Origin of the sequence: Flavobacterium sp. (genome assembly GCF_027531905.1) — a bacterium.
Classification (GTDB): Bacteria; Bacteroidota; Bacteroidia; order Flavobacteriales; family Flavobacteriaceae; genus Flavobacterium.
Genome location: NZ_JAPZSU010000004.1, coordinates 1 through 21,642 on the forward strand (window position 1 = coordinate 1; position 21,642 = coordinate 21,642).

Sequence of the window (21,642 nt, forward strand, 5' to 3'; positions counted from 1 at the left end):
ATTAGGGCTTTTTTGATGAAGGTGTTCTAACACTTCAATCTCTTCTTTTTTTAGGGTTACATATCTCATAATGAGATAAATATACAAATTTAACTACATATAAACAATAAAATACGACATTATTTTATTCTGATTACTTAATAGGCATTATTAGATAAATAACTTATCAAATTTATCCCTTTCTTTTTTAATTCTTCTTTTTCATTTACTGTAGGTACTTTTGTAAACTGAATTAATGTATAAATAATTTTAGGATTTTGCTTTGCTGTGCTTTTTTTAATCAAATTAAATTGATGCGTAAAATTTGAAATTGTAGTAATCCTATTTCCATTAATAGAAATAGAAAAATCATCTTGTTTACTTTTCTGCGACCATCCAAAAATCGAGAAAAGAAACAAAGTAAAAAAAAATAATTTTTTCTTCATTTTAAAGGTTTTTGTTATTAATTAGTCTAATAAAGTAAACATAAAACAATAAAACAAAACAATAAAACAAAACAAAAAAATAATATTTCATAATAAATAGTAATAATTACATAACTTACGTTATCTAATTAAAAATCAGTTAGAATCATTTTTTATAAGAAAAATCTTTTAATCTTATGCTTTTATTTATTTAAAGTGAAATAATTGTGGATCAGAATATTAAAGTTTAATTAGTGGAATTAGATTTGCAGCGTCTTTCATTTTTTGGTCAACAATTTTAGCATAAATTGCTATTGTTCGTATTTCTTGATGTCCTAATCTCTTAGATACAGTATAAATATCTGCTCCGTTTTCAAGTAAAGGCATTGCATTTGTGTGTCTGGTACTATGGAAAGTTTTGTGTTTTGATATTCCGGCTCGATTTAATATTATGATTTCAAAACAAATTAATTTTTTTCACTCGAATAATCCCATAAGCAAGTGCTGCTTTTTGGGCAAATTTTTCGACTAAATTGCACAGCGTCCCTTGACTAATATCCAAGTTACAAAAATCGGAGAAAAACTCGCTCATTCTAGCAAAAGGCAAATACTGACGGGTGTGCAAGTAAGCAATTGTAGCCTAAACATTAGTGCCATAGCTAATGGTAAAATTGACATTATTAGGAAAATTGGCTTGGCAAGATACTCCACAAGAGCATGTTTTTTTTTATAAATACGATGCTCGGTATATTAGGGTTTTATCGGCGGAATGTCAATAATTTGCCTTCTGCCGATAAATTCTGATGGGGCATCATGGAGTGTATTGCCACAAGAGTTACAAAAATCGGGCTCGTGAATGATTATTATATCTGGATTTTCAACCATTTTTAAAGTCGTTCCTTTGTGTCCATTTTGTCCACCTACTTTTTTGCCACTACTAACTCGCAAGCTTTGATTTTTTAAAACTCTGTTTTGGTCATTTGATGGAGCAACGGAACTGTTTTTGCTGTTTTTTGGGTGTTTTAAGTCTTCGATTTCTGCCAAAAGCTTAACGATTATCGATTTCAATTCGATAATTTCTTGACCTAGTTCTTGGATTATTTCTTTGTCAGAAGACATACTTGTTGTTTCCTGCAAATCAATGAAATGATTTTATATATTTCAAAATCCAAAAGCGACAGCCGAAAAAATCAATCTTTTAGATTTTTTATATTACTTTGGGATTGATCCTTACTTTAACAATCCTAAGACTGCTTCTTTGGCATTTGCCTTGCTATATGCCCTATTCTGGACAGTTTTACTGTGGCTATTTTACAAAAACAAATTGATTTTCAAAGTATAAATCAAGCATTAATGCCAAATAAAAAACGCATTCAACTATTACATTGAATGCGTTTTTATCTTTAGAGAACTTTATAACTCTTCGATTACAAAGTTTTAAAATACTTGTTGCTATTTCAAACTTGCTGATAAATATTCTCTGTTCATACGAGCAATATTCTCTAATGAAATTCCTTTTGGACATTCAATTTCACAAGCTCCAGTATTGGTACAGTTACCAAAACCTTCTTCATCCATTTGACGTACCATGTTCAATACACGATTCGTAGCTTCTACTTTACCTTGTGGTAAAAGTGCATATTGTGATACTTTAGCCCCAACGAACAACATCGCTGAACCATTTTTACAAGTAGCTACACAAGCTCCACAACCAATACAAGCAGCCGCTTCAAAAGCTTTGTCTGCATCAGCTTTAGGTACAGGAAGGGTATTAGCATCGATAGTATTTCCTGAAGTATTTACAGAAACAAATCCTCCTGCTTGTTGAATTCTTTCGAAAGAAGATCTATCAACAACTAAATCTTTAACTACTGGAAACGCCACACTTCTCCATGGTTCTATTACGATAGTATCCCCGTCGTTGAACATTCTCATGTGTAATTGACAAGTCGTGATTCCTGTATCTGGTCCGTGTGCACGACCATTGATATACAAAGAACACATTCCGCAAATTCCTTCGCGACAATCGTGATCAAAGGCTACAGGCTCTTTTCTTTCGTTTACTAATTGCTCGTTCAATTGATCTAGCATTTCTAGAAATGAACTCGCTGTAGAAACATCATTCAACTTATATGTTTCCATCTTTCCCTTAACTTTAGCGTTTTTTTGACGCCATATTTGTAAGGTTATATTAATATTTTTTGCTGCACTCATGTTTTTTATTTTTAATGTGATTAGCTTTTAGTTTACTTACTACTAACCGCTAATTATAACGCTATTACTATTTATAATTTCTAGCGGCTATTTTAATAAACTCGTATTTCAATTCTTCTTTATGAAGTACTTCGTCGCTGATGTTATCGCCTTTGTATTCCCAAGCTCCAACAAACTTAAAGTTTTCGTCATCACGAAGTGTTTCACCTTCAGCATCTTGGTATTCTTCACGGAAGTGACCACCACAAGATTCTAAACGTTGCAATGCATCAATTGCCATTAATTGTCCTAATTCAATAAAGTCAGCCACACGTAAAGCTTTCTCTAATTCAGGATTCAACTCATCTGCACTTCCTGGCACATAAACGTCTTTGTAGAATTCTGCTTTCAAAGCTGCAATTTCAGAAATGGCTTCAGTCAAACCTTTCTCATTACGCCCCATACCTACTTTATTCCACATAATCAAACCTAAACGTTTATGGAAATGATCTACAGATTTTGTTCCATTGTTGTTTAAGAATTTATCTATTGAATCTTTAACGCTTTTTTCAGCTGCTGCAAATTCAGGTAAATCAGTAGAGATTTTTCCTGTACGAATGTCATCCGCTAAATAATCAGAAACAGTATATGGCAATACGAAATAACCATCGGCTAAACCTTGCATCAAAGCAGAAGCCCCTAAACGGTTGGCTCCGTGATCAGAGAAATTCGCTTCTCCAGCTACAAAACATCCTGGAATAGTTGACTCTAAATTATAATCAACCCAAACACCACCCATGGTATAGTGTACCGCTGGATAAATTTTCATTGGCGTTTCGTATGGATTTTCGTCCGTGATTTTTTGGTACATGGTGAACAAGTTACCATATTTTTCTTCCAACCATTTTTTACCTAAAGAAAGAATCTCTTCTTGAGAAGGATTATGATTTCCTTTAGCAAAAGCAACTTGTTTTCCTTTGGATTGAATTTCAGAAGAGAAATCCAAATACACTCCTTCATTAGTATCATTAGCTTCGATACCGTGACCAGCATCACAAACCTCTTTAGCAGCTCTTGATGCTACATCACGAGGCACTAAGTTACCAAACGCAGGATATTTTCTTTCTAAGTAGTAATCTCTATCTTCTTCAGCTATTTGTGTTGGCTTCATTTTACCTGCACGAATCGCTTCAGCATCTTCTTTTTTCTTTGGTACCCAGATACGTCCAGAGTTTCTTAATGACTCGGACATCAAAGTCAATTTCGATTGATTGGTTCCGTGTACTGGAATACAAGTTGGGTGAATTTGTACAAAACATGGATTAGCGAATAAAGCCCCTTGCTTGTGGATTTTCCATCCTGCTGTTACGTTAGAACCCATCGCATTTGTAGACAAGAAATATACATTTCCGTATCCTCCCGTAGCAATAATTACCGCGTGAGCCGAATGTCTTTCTAACTCTCCAGTAACTAAATTACGAGCAATGATCCCACGAGCTTTTCCGTTCACTTTTACTAATTCTAGCATTTCGTGACGGTTGTACATATCGATTTTCCCTAAACCAATTTGTCTAGATAAAGCAGAATAAGCTCCTAACAACAACTGTTGTCCGGTTTGTCCTGCGGCATAAAATGTACGTTGTACTTGTGTTCCACCAAAAGAACGGTTGTCTAGCATTCCACCGTAGTCACGCGCAAAAGGAACTCCTTGTGCCACACATTGGTCAATAATATTTCCAGACACTTCAGCCAAACGGTGTACGTTTGCCTCACGTGCTCTATAATCTCCTCCTTTGATGGTATCATAAAACAAACGGAAGGTGCTATCTCCGTCATTTTGGTAATTTTTTGCAGCGTTGATACCTCCTTGAGCTGCAATTGAGTGTGCACGACGTGGAGAATCTTGATAACAAAATGCTTTAACATTATAACCCATTTCAGCAAAAGATGCTGCTGCAGAGGCTCCGGCTAAACCAGTACCCACAACGATAATATCAATTTTTGGGCGATTGTTTGGAGCAACTAATCGTAAGTGATCTTTATAATCTGTCCATTTTTTAGAAATGTGACCTTCAGGTATTTTAGAATCTAATTTCATTTTGATTGATATTAATGATTAAAATGATGAAATAAAGCAATAAATATGAATCCAACAGGAACCACAATTGCAAATGCATATCCTAATTTTTGAATAGTAGTCGAGAATTTGTTGTTAAATCCAACAGATTGGAAAGAAGAACTAAACCCATGCCATAAGTGAATCGCTAATAAAACGAAGGCCACCACATAGATACCAGTACGAACTGGACTTTCAAACTTAGCCACCAATTCTTCAAAATATCTTGTTTCATTGATTGCGCCTGACTCAACATATTTATAAGTCATTTCATGGATCCAAAAATCGAAGAAATGCAAACCTAAAAAAGCCAAAACTACCAATCCAGAAATAATCATATTCCTTGAAGCCCAAGAAGCATTAGCAGCTCCGTCATATTTTACATAACTTACTGGTCTTGCTTTTCTGTTTTGATATTCTAATACCATACCCATTACAAAGTGAAAAACTACCCCTGCGATAAGTATGGGTTGCATTACAAATTGAATCAAAGGATTGTATCCCATAAAGTGAGACATTGCATTAAAAGCATCTGCACTAAAAACAGACACCATATTGATGAAAAAATGCAATGACAAGAAAGTAATTAAAAAAAGTCCCGATAATGCCATTGCCACTTTTCTAGCAATAGAAGACTTTAACAACGTAGTTTGTGCCATATTTTTTTATATTGATTAATAAAAATTCCACACAAAAATAAGGGAATTAAAAAGGAATCACAACCCTTTCCTATTTATTTATAATGATTTTAAAGTGTTTAACATAAAGTAGTCATAAGGAATAAAAAATCAAAACATATTAAACAAAATTTAAAAAAATCTAAAATAATTAACAAAAAACAAGAAGAAAGAGTAAAAATTTAGAAAAAATTAGCAATTTAGCATCAAAACGATTTATTCTTCTTATTTATTAAAAAAAATTCATATTCAGAAGAATAAAAGGATAAAAATATTGTATTTGGCTCCTGTCATTTTACCTTTGCAATTCAAAAATTTGTACCATGAAAATCGGAATTGACGCCCTATCCTTTGATGTAGCCAAAATACACTTACCCATACAAACCTTAGCAGAAGCTCGAAATATAGAACCCGCAAAATTGCAAAAAGGACTCGGATTGACCAATATGACTCTCGCCGATGCCCATCAAGATACTGTAGTTTTTGGTGCCAATGCTTTAACCAAACTCATTCAAGATCAAAATATAGCTTTAAACGATATCGCTAGAATTTACGTTGGAACCGAAAGTGCGATTGACAGTTCTAAACCTATCGCTTCGTTTTTGGTAGCCTTGATGGAGCAAAAATTTGGAGAAAACTGTTTAACGCATTGCGATGCAGCTGATTTTACTTTTGCTTGTATCGGAGGGGTGGATGCACTACAAAATTGCCTGGATTTCGTGCAGTTGAATCCCACCAAAAAAGCAATTGTTGTTACTACTGATTTTGCCAAATACGACCTCAACTCTACCGGAGAATACACCCAAGGTGCAGGAGCCGTAGCTATGCTAATCTCCGCCAACCCAAGAATTATAGTTTTTGAGAATCATTGGGGCGTAAGCACGAAAGGCGTATTTGACTTTTTTAAACCTTACAGAACAATTTCAAAACAAAAAATCACAGGCAATAACAACAACGAGGCTTGGTTTGATAATTTGGAAGACGAAATCGAAATTCACAAAGACCAACCGGTGTTTGACGGGCAGTATTCGAACCAATGCTATATGGACCGTACCAAAGATGCCTACTTTGCTTTCAAAAAAGCAAAAAACACTGCTGAAACAATTTATAACAGCTGGAAAAGCATTGTAATGCATTTACCGTATGCCTTTCAAGGCCGACGCATGTTGACCGAAATTTATGCTTTAGATGCAACCGAAGCCGTTATTACCGGAAACGAAACCCCAGAAGAATACCAAAACAAGCTCAAAGAAATCAGCAAAACCCCAGCTTATCAAGATTTTGTGAGTCAAAAATTGCAACCTGCTGAAATCGCTTCTTCTTTAATTGGAAACTTATATACAGGTTCTATTTTTATGGGATTGCTATCGACTTTGGCACATTTTTCAGAAAACAATACTGAAATTGCCAACGAAAAAATGGGCTTTTTAGCCTATGGAAGCGGTTCAAAATCGAAAGTTTTCGAGGGAACGATTCAAGCGGATTGGAAAAAAGCCTTGCAACCCGTGGCACTTTTTGAAACTTTAGAAAAAAGTGTCGCCATAGATTTTGAAACCTACGAGAAACTCCACAAAAAAGAACAAAAACAAAGCATTCGCACCCCACAAAACGAATGGATTTTGGACCGTATCGAAAACGAAAATCCCAACTTACTAGGTGCTCGTTATTACAAATGGGCCGAGTAGAAAGTAAATTATAAAAAAAACAGATTTCATTGATTTCCAACATAATCAATGAAATCTGTCTTATAAAACACTCTTTTAACTTACAACAAACAGATAGACTAAGCTTTAACTAAACTTCGCCATATACTTCTGAACGATGGCTTCGGTATTTTCGTTGCGTATTTTTTGATTGAGATGAATGGGTTCTGAGGCGCGCTCTTGGCAATCTTTCACGGCACAAGTTTCACAGGTTACACCCACTAATTGTCTAGGCACCACATCACCTTCTAAAAATTTGAACTTTTTCTTTACCGATGCCGTGATTAAAATCCCCACCGAAATACTTCTCAAACAATCTTTCTTAAACGGATCAGGAGTAGCCGAAGAAAACACTAAATATTCATTACTACTGTTTTCGTAACGCGATACTTGCGCATCAAAAAAATGCGTCTTGCCTTGTGCTAACAATTGCTCAATTGTTTTAATCGACACCCATCTGCGGCAGTAATGCTCGTTCATTTCGTTGGCGTGCGGTTCTTGTTGATTGGTAATATGTAGCTCCTTTTTGATTTGGTAGGTATCGGCGCCTATTTTGTGAGACAAACGCAAGAAAAATAAGTTTTTCAAATTGAAATCCTTCGGCAAAATATTCGTCAATCGCTGATAGAAGGATTCTGGCGAGACGTTGAATTGCGTCATCAATTGCACCATTTCTTGTGGTTTTGGATTCTCTTTGGCCAAAAACAAATTCAATTCATCAATCAGATTTTGTCTAGGCAACAACAAAGCACCTGCAAAATAAGAGGCATAAAAATTATTCAAGACTTGGTCAAAATTGTCGAATTTAATCCAACTGAACGTGTACAAACGCTCTTTAATTTCCATAAAATTATAAGCGATTTCTTTGGCCAAAACAAAAGCCTTTTGCCCTTCATCAATTTCGTCTGAAAGCAATAAGGTTTTGCTCGTAGGTACATAAATTGAACGTAAATCTCCCATTTCTTCTTGTTCGGAAAACACCAATTCTTTAATGGTATAGCCGTATTCCTCTTTTAGAATCGCCTTTAACTCCTCGATAGAGATATTTGTAGTTACATCCACGTGAAAGGCTTTGCAGAACAGCAATACCTTTTCTTCTAAATCTTCAAAATAATTATTGTGCGCTTCTTGATACGAACGCAGAGACGCCAAAAAGAAACTTTCTCGCGTAAGATTATAATGTTGTGCAATTTCGATAATCGTACTGATGAAGGCCGTCACTTTTGCAGGCGCATTGGCAATAATATCAATCAAATCGGCTTCTTGGATACCAAACAATTCCAACGGAATTTCTTTTAACACGCCCGATTTCAAAATTTCACCGATAGGAGCCAGATTATTATCGAGTTTCAAAGACACCATTTGGTCATAAGAAACCTCTAGTTTTTCGGCCAGCAGAATAATTTTATCCGTTTTGGGATATTTTTTTCCTTTTTCGATTTCGTTCAAATACGATTTGGACAACTCTGTAATCTTCGCCAAACCAAATAAAGACAAATCCTTATTCATTCGAGCCTGCTTGAGTTTAAGCCCAAAAATCAACTTAATATAATCTTTCTCTATGTTCATAAAATCAAAGATAAATTAAAAAACCAAAATACGCAAAAAACATTTTTTTCATTTTTTGCGAACGTTCGCTTGTTTTGTAAAAAACTTTTTGTAGTATTGCAATATCAAAATGAACTAGTTATGAAAACACTAACCGAAACCACCGAAAAAAAATGGCAATTTTTGAATGAAGAAATTGCACAACACGACAACATTTTAACCGAAGAAGCTATTGATTTTTTGACGGCTTTACACGAAAATTTCAACAGTAAACGATTGGAACTTTTAGAAGCCCGCAAAAAACAACAAGTCCAATTTGATAATGGTGTGTTACCCACCTTTCCTTTGGATACCAAAAGCATTAGAGAAAGCAACTGGCAAGCAGCTCCAATCCCAAAAGATTTAATCGATAGACGAGTGGAAATCACTGGACCAGTAGATAGAAAAATGGTGATTAATGCTTTAAATTCAGGTGCTAAAACTTTTATGGCCGATTTTGAAGACAGCACTTCGCCTACTTGGGACAACATAATGGAAGGGCAACAAAACCTAAAAGATGCCGTAAATAAAACTATAACACTTGACGACCCTTTACGCAATAAAAAGTATGCACTAAAAGAAAAAACAGCCGTTTTGATTGTACGCCCAAGAGGATTACACTTGAACGAAAAGCACATCTTAATAGAAGACGAAGAAGCTTCTGGTTCTCTGATTGACTTTGGGTTGTATGCTTTTCACAATCACGACCAATTGGCCAGAAACGGTTCGGCTCCTTATTTTTACTTACCCAAATTAGAACATTATTTGGAAGCCAGATGGTGGAACGAAGTGTTTGAATTTGCACAAGAATACCTTGGAGAGCAACACGGCACATTTAAAGCAACGGTTTTGATTGAAACCATAACCGCTAGTTTTCAGTTGGATGAAATCATCTACGAATTAAGAGACCATATCGTAGGCTTGAATTGCGGGCGTTGGGACTATATTTTTTCATACATCAAAAAATTCAGAAACAATCCTGCCTTTATCGTACCAAACCGTGACCAAGTTACTATGACTTCTCCATTTATGGATGCTTATTCTAAATTGGTGATTCAGCGTTGTCATAAACGCAACATTCACGCAATGGGCGGAATGGCTGCACAAATTCCGATTAAGAATGACCCTGAAGCCAACGAAATTGCCTTCAAAAAAGTAATTGCCGACAAAGAAAGAGAAGCGAGAAACGGACACGACGGAACTTGGGTAGCGCATCCTGATTTGGTTCCGATAGCGATGAAAGTGTTTAATGAAAATATGATGACCAAAAATCATATTCACATCAAGAGAGCTGATTTGCACATTACCGAAGCGGATTTGTTGCAAATTCCAGTAGGAACGATTACCGAAGAAGGGATTCGCAAAAACGTAAATGTTGCCGTACTGTACATCACTTCTTGGCTAAACGGGCAAGGCGCTGCAGCGATTCATCACTTGATGGAGGATGCCGCCACGGCCGAAATCTCAAGGTCACAATTGTGGCAATGGCTTCAAAATGAAGTGACGTTGGATTCGGGTGAACAATTAACGACCAAATTGTATCACCGCATTGCTTTGGAAGAATATGAAAAAATCAGAAAGCAAGTGGGTGACCGAGCACACGAGGAGGAAAACTACATTTTAGCCGAAAAATTACTAGACGAACTGGTAGTGAACAAAAAATTTGTTGAGTTCTTGACGATACCGGGGTATAAGTATTTGTAGTGGTTCAAGGCATTAGGTAACAGGCAAAAGGCAATAGCCATAAGGCATTAGTTTTTACAGTTGCTGAAAAATTTATTCAATCCTTTTAGCTATTGCTTATCCCATTTAACTTTTGGCTATTGCCTTTTGCCAAAAAAAATCACATTGCTGGCATTTAGCCCCGATCGCAGTGGCATCCTCTGTACTCGCGAACGAGCGAGGACAGAGATATAACGGAGAGCGGGAACCCCTATTTCCTGAAAAAGCCCTTTGCTTGCCGCTCCTGAAGAATAAAATATTTAACCTGCTGGGTGAATTTCAAACAAAAAAATATAACCACATAGAATCAAAGATTCAGCAAATTTGAAAAAGAATTAGATAGAAATAGTGCTATTTCTCACATAGGATGGCTATGTGAAAAGTAAAACGTCTATTTACTTCTATAAAAAATCTATAAACTCTATGCTTCTATGTGGTGTCAAAATAAATTCTCCCTTCAAAACTATTTAATCAAAATAAACCAAAAAACTTAAATCAAAAATTATGAAAACCACCGAGACACGCATTCAAGAATTAGTAACTGATTGGTTAACAAACCCAAGATGGGAAGGCATTGAACGTCCTTACACCGCTGAAGAAGTGGTACAATTGCAAGGTTCGTATCAAATTGAACACAGTATCGCTAGAATGGGCGCTACGAAACTTTGGAACCGATTGAAATCGCAGGATTTTGTTGCCGGATTAGGTGCATTGACTGGTAATCAAGCCATTCAAGAAGTGGAGGCTGGACTAGAAGCGATTTACTTGAGCGGCTGGCAAGTGGCGGCCGATGCGAATGTGGCTGGCGAAATGTATCCTGACCAATCATTGTATCCTGCCAACAGTGTACCCTTGGTTGTAAAAAGAATCAACAACGCTTTGTTGCGCGCTGACCAAATTCAAGTGGTGAACAAAACCGCAGACAAAAAAGACTATCTGGTTCCGATTGTTGCCGATGCTGAAGCAGGTTTTGGAGGAAACTTGAACGCTTTTGAATTGATGAAATCAATGATTGAAGCGGGAGCAGCGGGCGTACACTTTGAAGACCAATTGAGTTCTGCTAAAAAATGTGGCCACTTGGGCGGAAAAGTTTTGGTTCCTACGCAAGAAGCCATCAATAAATTAATCGCTGCACGTTTGGCTGCCGACGTAATGGGAACGCCAACCTTGATTGTAGCAAGAACGGATGCGGATGCTGCAAACTTATTGACAAGCGATATAGACCCAAGAGATGCCAAATTCATCACGGGAGAAAAAACAGACGAAGGCTTCTTCTATGTAAACTGTGGTGTGGAGCAAGGTATTGACCGTGGGTTGAGTTATGCGCCGTATGCTGATTTGATTTGGATGGAAACCAGCAATCCTGATTTGGCTTACGCAAAACAATTTGCCGATGCTATTCACGCGAAATATCCAGGAAAAATGTTGGCTTACAACTGTTCGCCTTCGTTCAACTGGGCGGCGAAACTATCCGTTGCTGAAATGGAAACCTTTAGAGAAGACTTGGCGGCTATGGGGTATAAATTCCAATTCATTACTTTGGCTGGATTCCACGCTTTGAACACGAGTATGTTTGAATTGTCTAAAGCTTACAAAGAAAGAGGTATGGCGGGCTACTCTGAATTGCAAGAAAGAGAATTTGCTTTGCAACAACACGGTTTTAGAGCCGTAAAACACCAAGGTTTTGTGGGAACGAGCTATTTTGATGCCGTTCAAAATACGGTTACTACGGGAAAAGCCTCTACAACAGCAATGAAAGACTCAACAGAAGTGGCACAATTTTAAAAATATTTTAGATGTTTATACCGATTATGTATTGCTTCGCCTGTTCGCTAACGCTCGGGTCAATATAGTCCAATAAAAATTGAACTATTTTCATACTATATCGGCATTATACCTGAGCTCTTTTGGACTAAAATGTATTTTTATTTAGTATAATTGTTAAAGATGTTTGCCAAAAAAAGGCACGAAACCAACTTGGAATCGTGCCTTTTGTTTTTGTTCTTAATCGTGTCAATGCGAAAAATCTTTGTTGAAATTTAACCGCTAGGTTCGCAAAGGTTTACGCTAGGTTCGCAAAATTTTTAACCATATAAGGCATTTAAGGCCATATAAGAGTTGTAAATATGAGTCAAAAGCCCTCTTTTGGTTTTAGTAAAAGTATAAAAAGTATACACAAATTAGAGTTACTACTTTTCACCTAACTTCATTGACCTTAAATGCCTTATATGGTTCAAAAACAAGTTAGTTATCATAACCTTTCAACGTAAAACCATCGGAAATTATGGTTGATTTTTCAAACAGACCTCTTTATTTAGGCGCAACAATTTCGAAAGGTGTTGTCGCTTTCTCTTTGTCTTTTGCAAGGCTCCAAGTATATTTAGCTACTGGCAAATAATACTTGCCGTTTTTAGCAGGCGTTATTTTTAGCTTTTTATCTTTTGCCATCCATTTGTCGGCCGCAGTTTTGTCGATTGCTAAATCATAAACCACTTTGTTCAATCCTTTTTGAGCGGCAACAGTGGTTGAATACACTATTTCTTTAGAAGCATTTTCTAATTGAACACTTACATTTCCAGCGGAATTGGTATAAAACCAAAGTTCATTTTTTGGAATAAACTCGTCACCCCAAGCGCCACGTTTCGAACCCCATCTTTCGGATTTGGTTGTGCTTTTAACTTCATACACATAAAGAGTTTTGTCTAAAACCTCCTTTTTCAATTCTTGCACTTGTTTCAAACTCACTTTATATACAGAACGACCGTGTGTCCCCACAATTAAATCTTTGGCTTTCTTTTGAATCACCAAATCGTGCACCGCCACTGGAGGCATTCCGTTTGAGAAATCTTGCCAAGAAGCACCGCCGTCAACAGAAATGTAAAGACCATTGTCAGTTCCTACATACAACACGCTATCCAAAACGCTGTCTTCTAAAATCACATTGACTGGACTTGCAGGAAGATTGTTCGCTATACTTTTCCAAGTTTGCCCTGCATCTTCTGAAACATACACATAACTCGTAAAATCGTCATTGCGGTACCCATTGAGCGTTACATAAACGCGTTCTTTTTTGTAGGCAGAAGCCACTACTCTACTTACCCAAAGGTTTTGTGGCAAAGTAGTCGAAATCACTTTCCAACTCGCGCCTCCGTTATTGGTAAATTGTACTAAACCATCATCGCTACCGGTATACAACACTCCAAACTCGAAAGGACTTTCGCTGATGGTGGTCAACGTTCCAAAAGCCACATTTCCTTGTTTACCTCCTTGAGTCAAATCGGGTGAAATAGCCGTCCAAGTATCACCTTGATTCATAGAACGGTGTAAAAAATTGGAACCTAAATACAAAATGTCTTGATTGTGAGATGACAATAAAATAGGTGATTGCCAATTGTATCGATAAGGCTTATCTCCTTTTTTGGCTTTAGGAGCAATGAACTTACTTTTAGATTCATCCGCGCGATTGATGCGGTAGTAACTGCCGTATTGATATCCTGTAAAAACGATATTTGGATTGCGCTTATCAATTTGGATTTGCATCCCATCGCCTCCCATTAATCTTGCATAAGGATATTTTCCTTCTTGTTGCCAGCCAATAGAAGCACTGTAATTACTCGCTCCAACCCAAACGCCATTATCCTGCAACCCACCATAAATATTATACGGTTCTTGTTCATCAACATTTACTGCATAAAACTGTCCCACTGGAATACTGTTGCACAACTGCCACGATTTTCCGTTGTCATAGGTAATATTCAAACCACCGTCATTTCCGTTAACCAAATGATTCGGATTATTAGGATTAATCCAAACTACGTGATGATCGGAGTGCACATTGTCGCCATCAATAGCTTGAAATGTTTTACCTCCATTATCTGAAAACAACAACGGAACACCCGTTATATAAATGCGTTCTTGGTTTTTTGGATCTACCGTGATGTCACCAAAATAATAGCCATAACTAGAGTAAAAATCATCAATAAAACTCGTATTGGTTTTTACCCACGTTTTCCCTCCGTTGATGGATTTGAAAACTTCGGCACCAATTACCTCTGGATCTTCATCGTTGGGATCTTTTTCTTTTTTAGTCGAAGGACGCATTTTTTGATTGTCCATCACCGCATATATAATGTCTGAAGTAAAAGCTGATAATCCAATACGTCCGACAAATTCATCCGAAGGAAAACCACTTTCTGGGGTAGAAATCAACTGCCAAGTCGATCCTGCATCGGTACTTTTGTAAATACCCGAAGCTTTTCCGTTTCCATTGAAATTGTGTGCTTTTCTGTCTTTCTGCCAAGCACTAGCGTAGATAACGTCAAAATTACTTTCGGCCACAGCCATATCAATCACTCCGGTTTCATCATTTACAAACAACACTTGTTGCCACGATTTTCCACCATCGGTTGTTTTAAAAACACCTCTTTCCTTGTTTTTAGTGTATAAATGTCCCGCCACTCCAACAATAATCTCATTGCTATTTTTTGGGTTAACCAAAATTTTACTGATATGATGACTGTCGGTCAATCCTATATTTTTCCAGGTCTTTCCTTTGTCAAAGGATTGCAACAAGCCTATCCCTGCATAAGAAGATCTTGAAGAATTGATTTCTCCTGTACCTACCAGAATCATTCCTGATTTCCAATCCACAAAGACAGAACCACAATTTAGTGTAGGTGCCGTATCCATCACAGGTTCCATTCTCAAACCATTAGTATTCGAATACCACAAACCACCTGAGGCATACGCTACATAAAATTCGATAGGATTCTCAGGATTTACGGCCACATCAACTACGCGTCCACTCATTACTGTGGGTCCGACATTTTGCAAAGTCAACTCTTGAAACAAAGTTGGCGTCGTGGTAGTAGTACCATTTTGGCTCCAGGAAACACTAAAGGTCAAGGCAGTAATTAGGAAGGCTATTTTTTTCATATGTAAAAACTATTTTTTTAGAGGAATATGGAAGTCGCACAAAAATTAATCTCTTTTTGAACCAATTTTAGGTCTTTCGACTTTCATTTACATCAATTTTGAACGAAAATTAAGCATTAAAATAGAGACTCAAAAATTTTATACCCAAATTAACACCCGTTTCTACTAAAGTTACTATTTTTGAGTATTACTAATAAATAATTGGTTGTTATGAAATATCATCAAATAAACAGTGGGCTTTTTGTAAAAAATAGAGAAAAATTCACTGCTCAAATGAAACCGAAAAGCGTTGCGGTTTTTAATTCAAACGACATATATCCTGTTTCTGCCGATAGCACTTTACCTTTTGCACAACATAGAGATATTTTCTATTTATCCGGTGTAGATCAAGAAGAAAGCATTTTGTTGTTATTCCCAGATGCGCCTTACGAGCACTTGAAAGAAATCCTTTTTTTGAGAGAAACCAATGAGCACATTGCGATTTGGGAAGGCGAAAAACTAACCAAAGAACGTGCGTTTCAGGTATCAGGAATCAAAACAGTTTTCTGGCTACAAGATTTTGACAAAACCTTGAAAGAAATTATGATGTATGCCGAAGTAATGTACATCAACACCAACGAACACTATCGTTCAGCTGTAGAAACCGAAACCCGTGAAGACCGTTTTATCAAAAAATGGAAAGCACAATATCCAGCGCATACCGTAGCCAAGAGCAACCCAATTTTACAACGCATTCGCTCCATAAAAGAAACCGAAGAAATCGATTTAATCCAACAAGCGTGTAACATCACCGAAAAAGGGTTCCGTCGTTTGCTTTCGTTTGTGAAGCCCAACGTAATGGAATATGAGGTAGAAGCCGAATTAATTCACGAGTTCGTTCGCAACCGTTCTAAAGGATTTGCCTACACACCCATTATCGCTTCTGGAAATAATGCCAATGTATTGCATTACATCGAAAACAACCAACAATGCAAAGCTGGCGACTTGCTTTTACTAGATGTAGCGGCAGAATACGCCAATTATTCAAGCGATTTAACCCGTACCATACCAGTTTCTGGAAGCTATTCTGAAAGACAAAAAGCCGTATACAACGCAGTTCTTCGTGTGAAAAACGAAGCTACAAAAATACTTACTCCAGGTACACTTTGGAAACAATATCACGTAGAAGTGGGCAAAATTATGACTTCCGAATTATTAGGTTTAGGTCTGATTGACAAAGCCGACGTTCAAAACGAAAATCCTGATTGGCCTGCTTACAAAAAATATTTTATGCACGGAACTTCTCACCATATGGGACTCGACACGCACGATTATGGATTGCTCCACGAACCAATGGAAGCCAATATGGTGTTTACCGTAGAACCTGGAATTTACATTCCTGCCGAAGGTTTCGGTATCCGAATTGAAGACGATGTGGTAATTCAAAAATCAGGAGAACCGTTCAATTTGATGCGCAATATTCCGATTGAAGCAGACGAAATCGAAAGCTTAATGAACGCTTAAAAATAGTACAAGAATTACACTAATTCTCGCGAAAAAGTAGAATTCAAAATAAATACAACTAACGGCATCTCTCATGGATGCCGTTTTTTTATGCCCAAAAATGTAACATTTCAATTTAACCACTTACTAATTCCTTAAACGGTAAAACACAAAATCATGATAGCACACGAAATAGACTACCATATTTATGGCGAAGAAATGCAATATGTAGAAATAGAACTCGACCCACAAGAAATTGTCATTGCCGAGGCGGGAAGTTTTATGATGATGGACAATGGCATCCAAATGGAAACCATTTTCGGAGACGGTTCCCAACAACAAACGGGTTTGTTTGGCAAATTACTAAGCGCAGGAAAAAGAGTTTTAACAGGAGAAAGTCTGTTCATGACCGCCTTTATCAATCAAAATTACAACAAAAGCAAAGTCTCCTTTGCCTCGCCGTATCCCGGAAAAATCATTCCAATTGATTTAAGACAATTTGGCGGAAAATTCATTTGCCAAAAGAACGCATTCCTTTGCGCTGCCAAGGGCGTAGCCGTTGGTATTGAATTCTCCAAAAAGTTAGGCACAGGCCTTTTTGGTGGCGAAGGTTTCATCATGCAAAAACTTGAAGGCGACGGAATGGCTTTCGTACATTCAGGCGGAACTTTAGCCAAAAAAGAATTACAACCTGGCGAAATCCTAAAAGTAGACACCGGCTGTATCGTAGGTTTCACCCAAGATGTCGATTATGATATCGAATTTATTGGCGGCATCAAAAACTCTCTCTTCGGTGGCGAAGGCTTGTTTTACGCAACTTTGCGTGGCCCTGGAACAGTGTACATTCAGTCGCTTCCGTTCTCTAGATTGGCCGACCGTATCATTGCTTCAGCCCCAAGAGCTGGCGGAAGTAGCCGCGAAGAAGGCAGCCTTTTAGGCGGACTCGGCAATCTTTTAGACGGCGATAATCGCTTCTAATAACAGAAAAAAATCAAAAAAACCCTACCCCAAAAGACACCAATTTTGGGGTATTTTTTTTAGGAGCAGTAAGCATAGGGATTTTTTGGAAACACCGTCCCGCTTTCCGCTACAATCTTTTTTTTACACCTGACAGGTTTTAGAAACCTGTCAGGTGTAAAAAAAAGGATTTCCACTACAATCGGGGCTAAAAAGCAACATTTGGCTCTTTTTGGTTACATTTTGAATTCAAAAAATCTAGAAATAAAAAGTACTTTTGCACAAACGCTCGAACTTTGAAAACCCTTCACTACAAAAACACCTCCATCGCATTCACCGACACCGGAAAAGGAACCGCTATTGTTTTACTGCACGGCTTCCTAGAAAACCAATCCATGTGGAAGGCTTTAGTACCCGTTTTGAGTCAAAAATACCGCGTCATCACCATCGATTTGTTAGGTCATGGCCAAACCGAACCTTTGGGTTACATCCAAACTATGGAAGACAATGCCGATGCGGTACACGAAGTGCTTTCAAGTTTACGTCTCCGAAAAGCGGTTTTCATCGGTCATTCAATGGGCGGTTACGTAGCTTTAGCCTATGCCGAGTTGTATCCCAAAACTGTCAAAGGACTGGTATTACTCAATTCCACCGCCAAAGAAGACAGCACTGAACGAAAAACCAACCGAGATCGGGCCATTAAAGCCGTAAAAAAAGATTACGCGACCTTTATTCGCCTTGCGATCGCCAATTTATTCAGCGAAGACAACCGCGACCGTTTGAACGACCACATCGAAAGAGTAAAAATAGAAGCTTTACAAACGCCTCTGCAAGGCATCATCGCCTCACTCGAAGGAATGAAAATCCGCAAAGACCGAGAAGTCTTGCTCCACACTACGGCTTTTCCTAAATTAATAATCTTAGGAAAAAAAGATCCCGTTTTAAACTACGAAGAAACCATCATACAAATTCAAGGAACAACCGTTGAATTGGTAACTTTCCCAGACGGTCACATGAGCCACATCGAAAATGAATCCGAATTGGCTAAAGAATTATTATCATTTTTGAAGAAAATTTAAACCTTCTCCTTAAAAGGAATTGCTGGATCTAAAATTTCTTGCAACAAGCCTACTAATTGCTCCAAATAAGCAGTCAAAATAACTGCATTAATAGTAGTTTCTTCTGTTTTTTCTTCTTTTAAAGCAAAAGCTAAAAATCCAGCTTTACTATTCTTAAAGGAGATAATACCCGCTTGCATTGGTTGGTCTTTGGCTAGGATTTCATACATAAAAGCATACGCCAAAATTTGAATAATTTTGTCATTTTTGATTTCATCCACCAATCCGTTCCACGTTTTTAAGGTAACGTTACTTTTTTCGACTTTACCCGTTTTGTAATCAATAATTCGGATGGTACCGTTTCGGACTTCTATTCGGTCAACATTCCCTGCAATTTTCACCGGAAAAGGCAAGCTCGGATGTTCCAAAATGCGCTCAAAAGTCGCTTCCAAAGCCAAAATTTTAACAGCATCTCCCGCTTTTATCGATTGCAATTCGGACTTTAAGAAATTAAAGACGTTGCGTTTGGCTACTTCAAAAGCTAATAAATTTCGTCCTTTTGTAATTTCTCCTTCTTTGTAGATTTCTTTGAATTGTTTCAATACCTCTGAATCAATTTTTTGAATAGCCTGCTCGATATCTTGTTCCGAAATGAACTTGTCTATAAAAGGCGTGTACAATTCCTCCAAAGTTTTGTGAATAATCGTCCCTAAAGTATTCAAAGCAATAGTTTCTTCGACTTCTTCAGTATCTCTAATACGCACTATTTTTTTGAAATAAAAATCGATAGGATTACGAATATAACTAGTCAACGCCGAAGGTGAAAACCCTTTCTCTGCAATCTCTTTCAAACGCTCCATAACCAATGGCGACTTTTCAACACTCATCGGCAAGTAAGCCGAATCAGGAACGGTGGCATTATAAATCTCATGAGTAAGTGTATGATTCGAGCGTTGCTCCACTTCGAGTTGTGTGATGAAACGGCTTTTTTCACCACCATCTAATCCTTCATTTTCGGTATTGTAAATCAAATACACATTTTTGGCACGTTGCAATAAATGATAAAAATGATAGGTATAAATCGCATCTTTTTCTTTAAAAGTGGGCAATCCTAATTCTCTCTTGACATCATAAGGAATAAAAGAATTCATCGATTTACCCGCAGGAAATTTTCCTTCATTCATTGAAGTCACTATGACGGTATCAAAATCCAACACCCTGCTTTCCAAAACTCCCATAATTTGCAAACCATTCAACGGCTCTCCTTCAAAGGAAACCTCAGCCAAATCAATTATCTGTTTATAAATAGCAAAAAGAGTCGGTATTTGATCAATCTGCAAATGTTGAGCATAATAACTCTTCAACTTGTTAATCACCGTAAAAATTGAATACACAAAAGCCTTGGTTAATTTCTCTTCTTCATTATCGTTACTCAAATTATTGCGTAAGAGCAACAACAAACTAGAAATAACATCTAAAACCGCCATAGAACCATTGTCCCATTTTTGAAACAACAAATCGAATAATGTGTTCGTTTTAGATTGGAGCTCAATTATTTTCTTATGTGTAATAAAAGTGTAATTATTCTCTTTTATAATCCGAACCAAGTGATTCGCATTAGCAAAAGATTCTACTAATGGATGCGTAAGAATATCGACCACATCTTTGTAATAAAACACATATTGAGAAGGATTTCTTTTTAAAGCATTCGTATGCATTTTAAACAATTTCGCCACTAACAATTGCGCTGGGTTATTTTTACTAGAATATCCCATAGTAATATTTAACGCACCTACCGAAGCAGGAAGAGAATATAACAAAGGCATCAAAAGGTTTTCCTCACCTAAAACTACCGCCACTTTATCGAGATTCGGCGTTTCTTGTTCAGCAATGGTCTTTTCAATAAGACTACCAACAATTTTGGCTTGCCCAATAGTTTTGGGAGTACCGATTACGTGAATATTTTTAGCCTTAGAAAAATCATCTTGAATCCACTCAAAAGGGTGGGATTTGTAGTGCTTCCAACTTTCTTTAAATCTTCGAATAAATAATCCCGCGTCGTGATAGGGATCATTTAAAAATGTTTGATCTGCATCCCAAAAAATGGTGGCTCTATCATTAGCTATTAAATGCTGAATGATTTTTTCTTCGGCAGCATTTAAAGCATTAAAACCTGCGAATACATAAAATTTAGCTTCAATTTTTTTAGAAAACGCAGGTAGATTTGTTACTGCTTCTCTATAAATCAACCCTTGATATCCTGTTTTTTTTTCTAGTAAATATTGGTACAGCGATTGGTAATAATGTGGTAAAAGCTTCCAAAAATCAATATAGTTTTCAAGTAATTGTGTTTTATCTTCAACAGCTATTCCCCATTTTTTAATGTCTTCAATATCTTTTAAATAAGACAAAACGTGATTTGGATCCAATAAATACCGATCAATTTCATTAAAATCCTGCAATAACATTTTGGCCCAATTGGCAAATAATTCAAAGGATTGCTGGTTTTGTTTGGAAGTGATTGATAAATACACTCCATAGAACTCAAACAATAATTCGATTGAATCCATAGAACGAATCCCAGAAACGTCTTGGACAAAATCCTCTATACTCGTAATCTCTGGGGAAAAAACAGTTCCTGTAATGTGTTTTTTTAGCGCTTCAATTAAAAATATTTTAGCCCTCTTGTTGGGAAGAATCACTATAGTATTCGAAAAATCGTCAGAATAATTAGTGATTAATTGACTCGCAATTTGGTCTAAGAAAGAGTGTTTTGTCATTGTATAAATATAAAAAAAAGCCGTTCAA

Annotated in this window: 15 protein-coding genes and 1 pseudogene; 6 read left to right on the plus strand and 10 right to left on the minus strand. The window is 37.0% G+C overall.

Annotated elements, in window-relative coordinates:
- Positions 1-137: 137 nt before the first annotated feature.
- The 7 genes and pseudogenes from O9307_RS01585 to O9307_RS01610 all read right to left on the minus strand — a co-directional run bounded on the left by O9307_RS01585 (position 138) and on the right by O9307_RS01610 (position 5,372).
- Positions 138-425, minus strand: a complete 288-nt coding sequence (locus O9307_RS01585) for a hypothetical protein (protein ID WP_298294658.1) — start codon at positions 423-425, stop codon at positions 138-140.
- 219 nt (positions 426-644) lie between these two features.
- A pseudogene (locus O9307_RS01590) lies at positions 645-845 on the minus strand (tyrosine-type recombinase/integrase); the annotation flags it as partial.
- Between the two features lie 16 nt (positions 846-861).
- On the minus strand, positions 862-1,038 hold the full coding sequence (locus tag O9307_RS14705) for a transposase (RefSeq protein WP_366099854.1): 177 nt from the start codon (positions 1,036-1,038) through the stop codon (positions 862-864).
- Between the two features lie 116 nt (positions 1,039-1,154).
- Positions 1,155-1,541 (minus strand): DUF6444 domain-containing protein, encoded by a 387-nt coding sequence (locus tag O9307_RS01595; protein ID WP_298294660.1) that lies wholly within the window; start codon positions 1,539-1,541, stop codon positions 1,155-1,157.
- 315 nt (positions 1,542-1,856) lie between these two features.
- Positions 1,857-2,618: a succinate dehydrogenase/fumarate reductase iron-sulfur subunit gene (locus O9307_RS01600; protein ID WP_064715732.1), complete on the minus strand. Its 762-nt coding sequence runs from the start codon at positions 2,616-2,618 to the stop codon at positions 1,857-1,859.
- A gap of 67 nt (positions 2,619-2,685) precedes the next feature.
- The gene (locus tag O9307_RS01605) at positions 2,686-4,695 is read right to left on the minus strand and encodes a fumarate reductase/succinate dehydrogenase flavoprotein subunit (RefSeq protein WP_298294664.1); all 2,010 of its coding nucleotides are present in this window, start codon (positions 4,693-4,695) and stop codon (positions 2,686-2,688) included.
- Positions 4,696-4,706: 11 nt separating this feature from the next.
- Entirely contained in the window at positions 4,707-5,372 is a 666-nt protein-coding gene (locus tag O9307_RS01610) for a succinate dehydrogenase cytochrome b subunit (RefSeq protein ID WP_298294666.1), read from the minus strand.
- 341 nt (positions 5,373-5,713) lie between these two features.
- Between O9307_RS01610 and O9307_RS01615 the strand changes: the two genes are divergently transcribed.
- Entirely contained in the window at positions 5,714-7,075 is a 1,362-nt protein-coding gene (locus O9307_RS01615) for a hydroxymethylglutaryl-CoA synthase (RefSeq protein ID WP_298294667.1), read from the plus strand.
- 105 nt (positions 7,076-7,180) lie between these two features.
- Here the strand turns inward: O9307_RS01615 and O9307_RS01620 are convergent, their stop codons facing one another.
- Entirely contained in the window at positions 7,181-8,662 is a 1,482-nt protein-coding gene (locus tag O9307_RS01620) for an XRE family transcriptional regulator (protein ID WP_298294669.1), read from the minus strand.
- Positions 8,663-8,782: 120 nt separating this feature from the next.
- Between O9307_RS01620 and aceB the strand changes: the two genes are divergently transcribed.
- The gene (gene aceB, locus O9307_RS01625) at positions 8,783-10,384 is read left to right on the plus strand and encodes a malate synthase A (RefSeq protein WP_298294671.1); all 1,602 of its coding nucleotides are present in this window, start codon (positions 8,783-8,785) and stop codon (positions 10,382-10,384) included.
- A gap of 522 nt (positions 10,385-10,906) precedes the next feature.
- A complete protein-coding gene (gene aceA, locus O9307_RS01630) occupies positions 10,907-12,187 on the plus strand; it encodes an isocitrate lyase (RefSeq protein ID WP_298294673.1) in 1,281 nt (426 codons plus the stop codon).
- 525 nt (positions 12,188-12,712) lie between these two features.
- Here aceA and O9307_RS01635 read toward each other — a convergent pair.
- Positions 12,713-15,337 carry a glycosyl hydrolase gene (locus tag O9307_RS01635; protein WP_298294675.1) on the minus strand — a complete coding sequence of 875 codons (2,625 nt, stop codon included), beginning with the start codon at positions 15,335-15,337 and terminating at the stop codon, positions 12,713-12,715.
- 210 nt (positions 15,338-15,547) lie between these two features.
- Here O9307_RS01635 and O9307_RS01640 point away from each other — a divergent pair, with 210 nt between their 5' ends.
- The 3 genes from O9307_RS01640 to O9307_RS01650 all read left to right on the plus strand — a co-directional run bounded on the left by O9307_RS01640 (position 15,548) and on the right by O9307_RS01650 (position 18,855).
- Entirely contained in the window at positions 15,548-16,840 is a 1,293-nt protein-coding gene (locus tag O9307_RS01640) for an aminopeptidase P family protein (protein ID WP_298294676.1), read from the plus strand.
- A gap of 156 nt (positions 16,841-16,996) precedes the next feature.
- Entirely contained in the window at positions 16,997-17,797 is an 801-nt protein-coding gene (locus tag O9307_RS01645; RefSeq protein WP_298294678.1) for a TIGR00266 family protein, read from the plus strand.
- Between the two features lie 275 nt (positions 17,798-18,072).
- On the plus strand, positions 18,073-18,855 hold the full coding sequence (locus tag O9307_RS01650; protein WP_298294680.1) for an alpha/beta hydrolase: 783 nt from the start codon (positions 18,073-18,075) through the stop codon (positions 18,853-18,855).
- Here the strand turns inward: O9307_RS01650 and O9307_RS01655 are convergent.
- Complete coding sequence (locus O9307_RS01655; RefSeq protein WP_298294682.1) at positions 18,852-21,614, minus strand: PD-(D/E)XK nuclease family protein; 2,763 nt, start codon at positions 21,612-21,614, stop codon at positions 18,852-18,854. The genes O9307_RS01650 and O9307_RS01655 overlap by 4 nt on opposite strands.
- Positions 21,615-21,642: the final 28 nt, after the last annotated feature.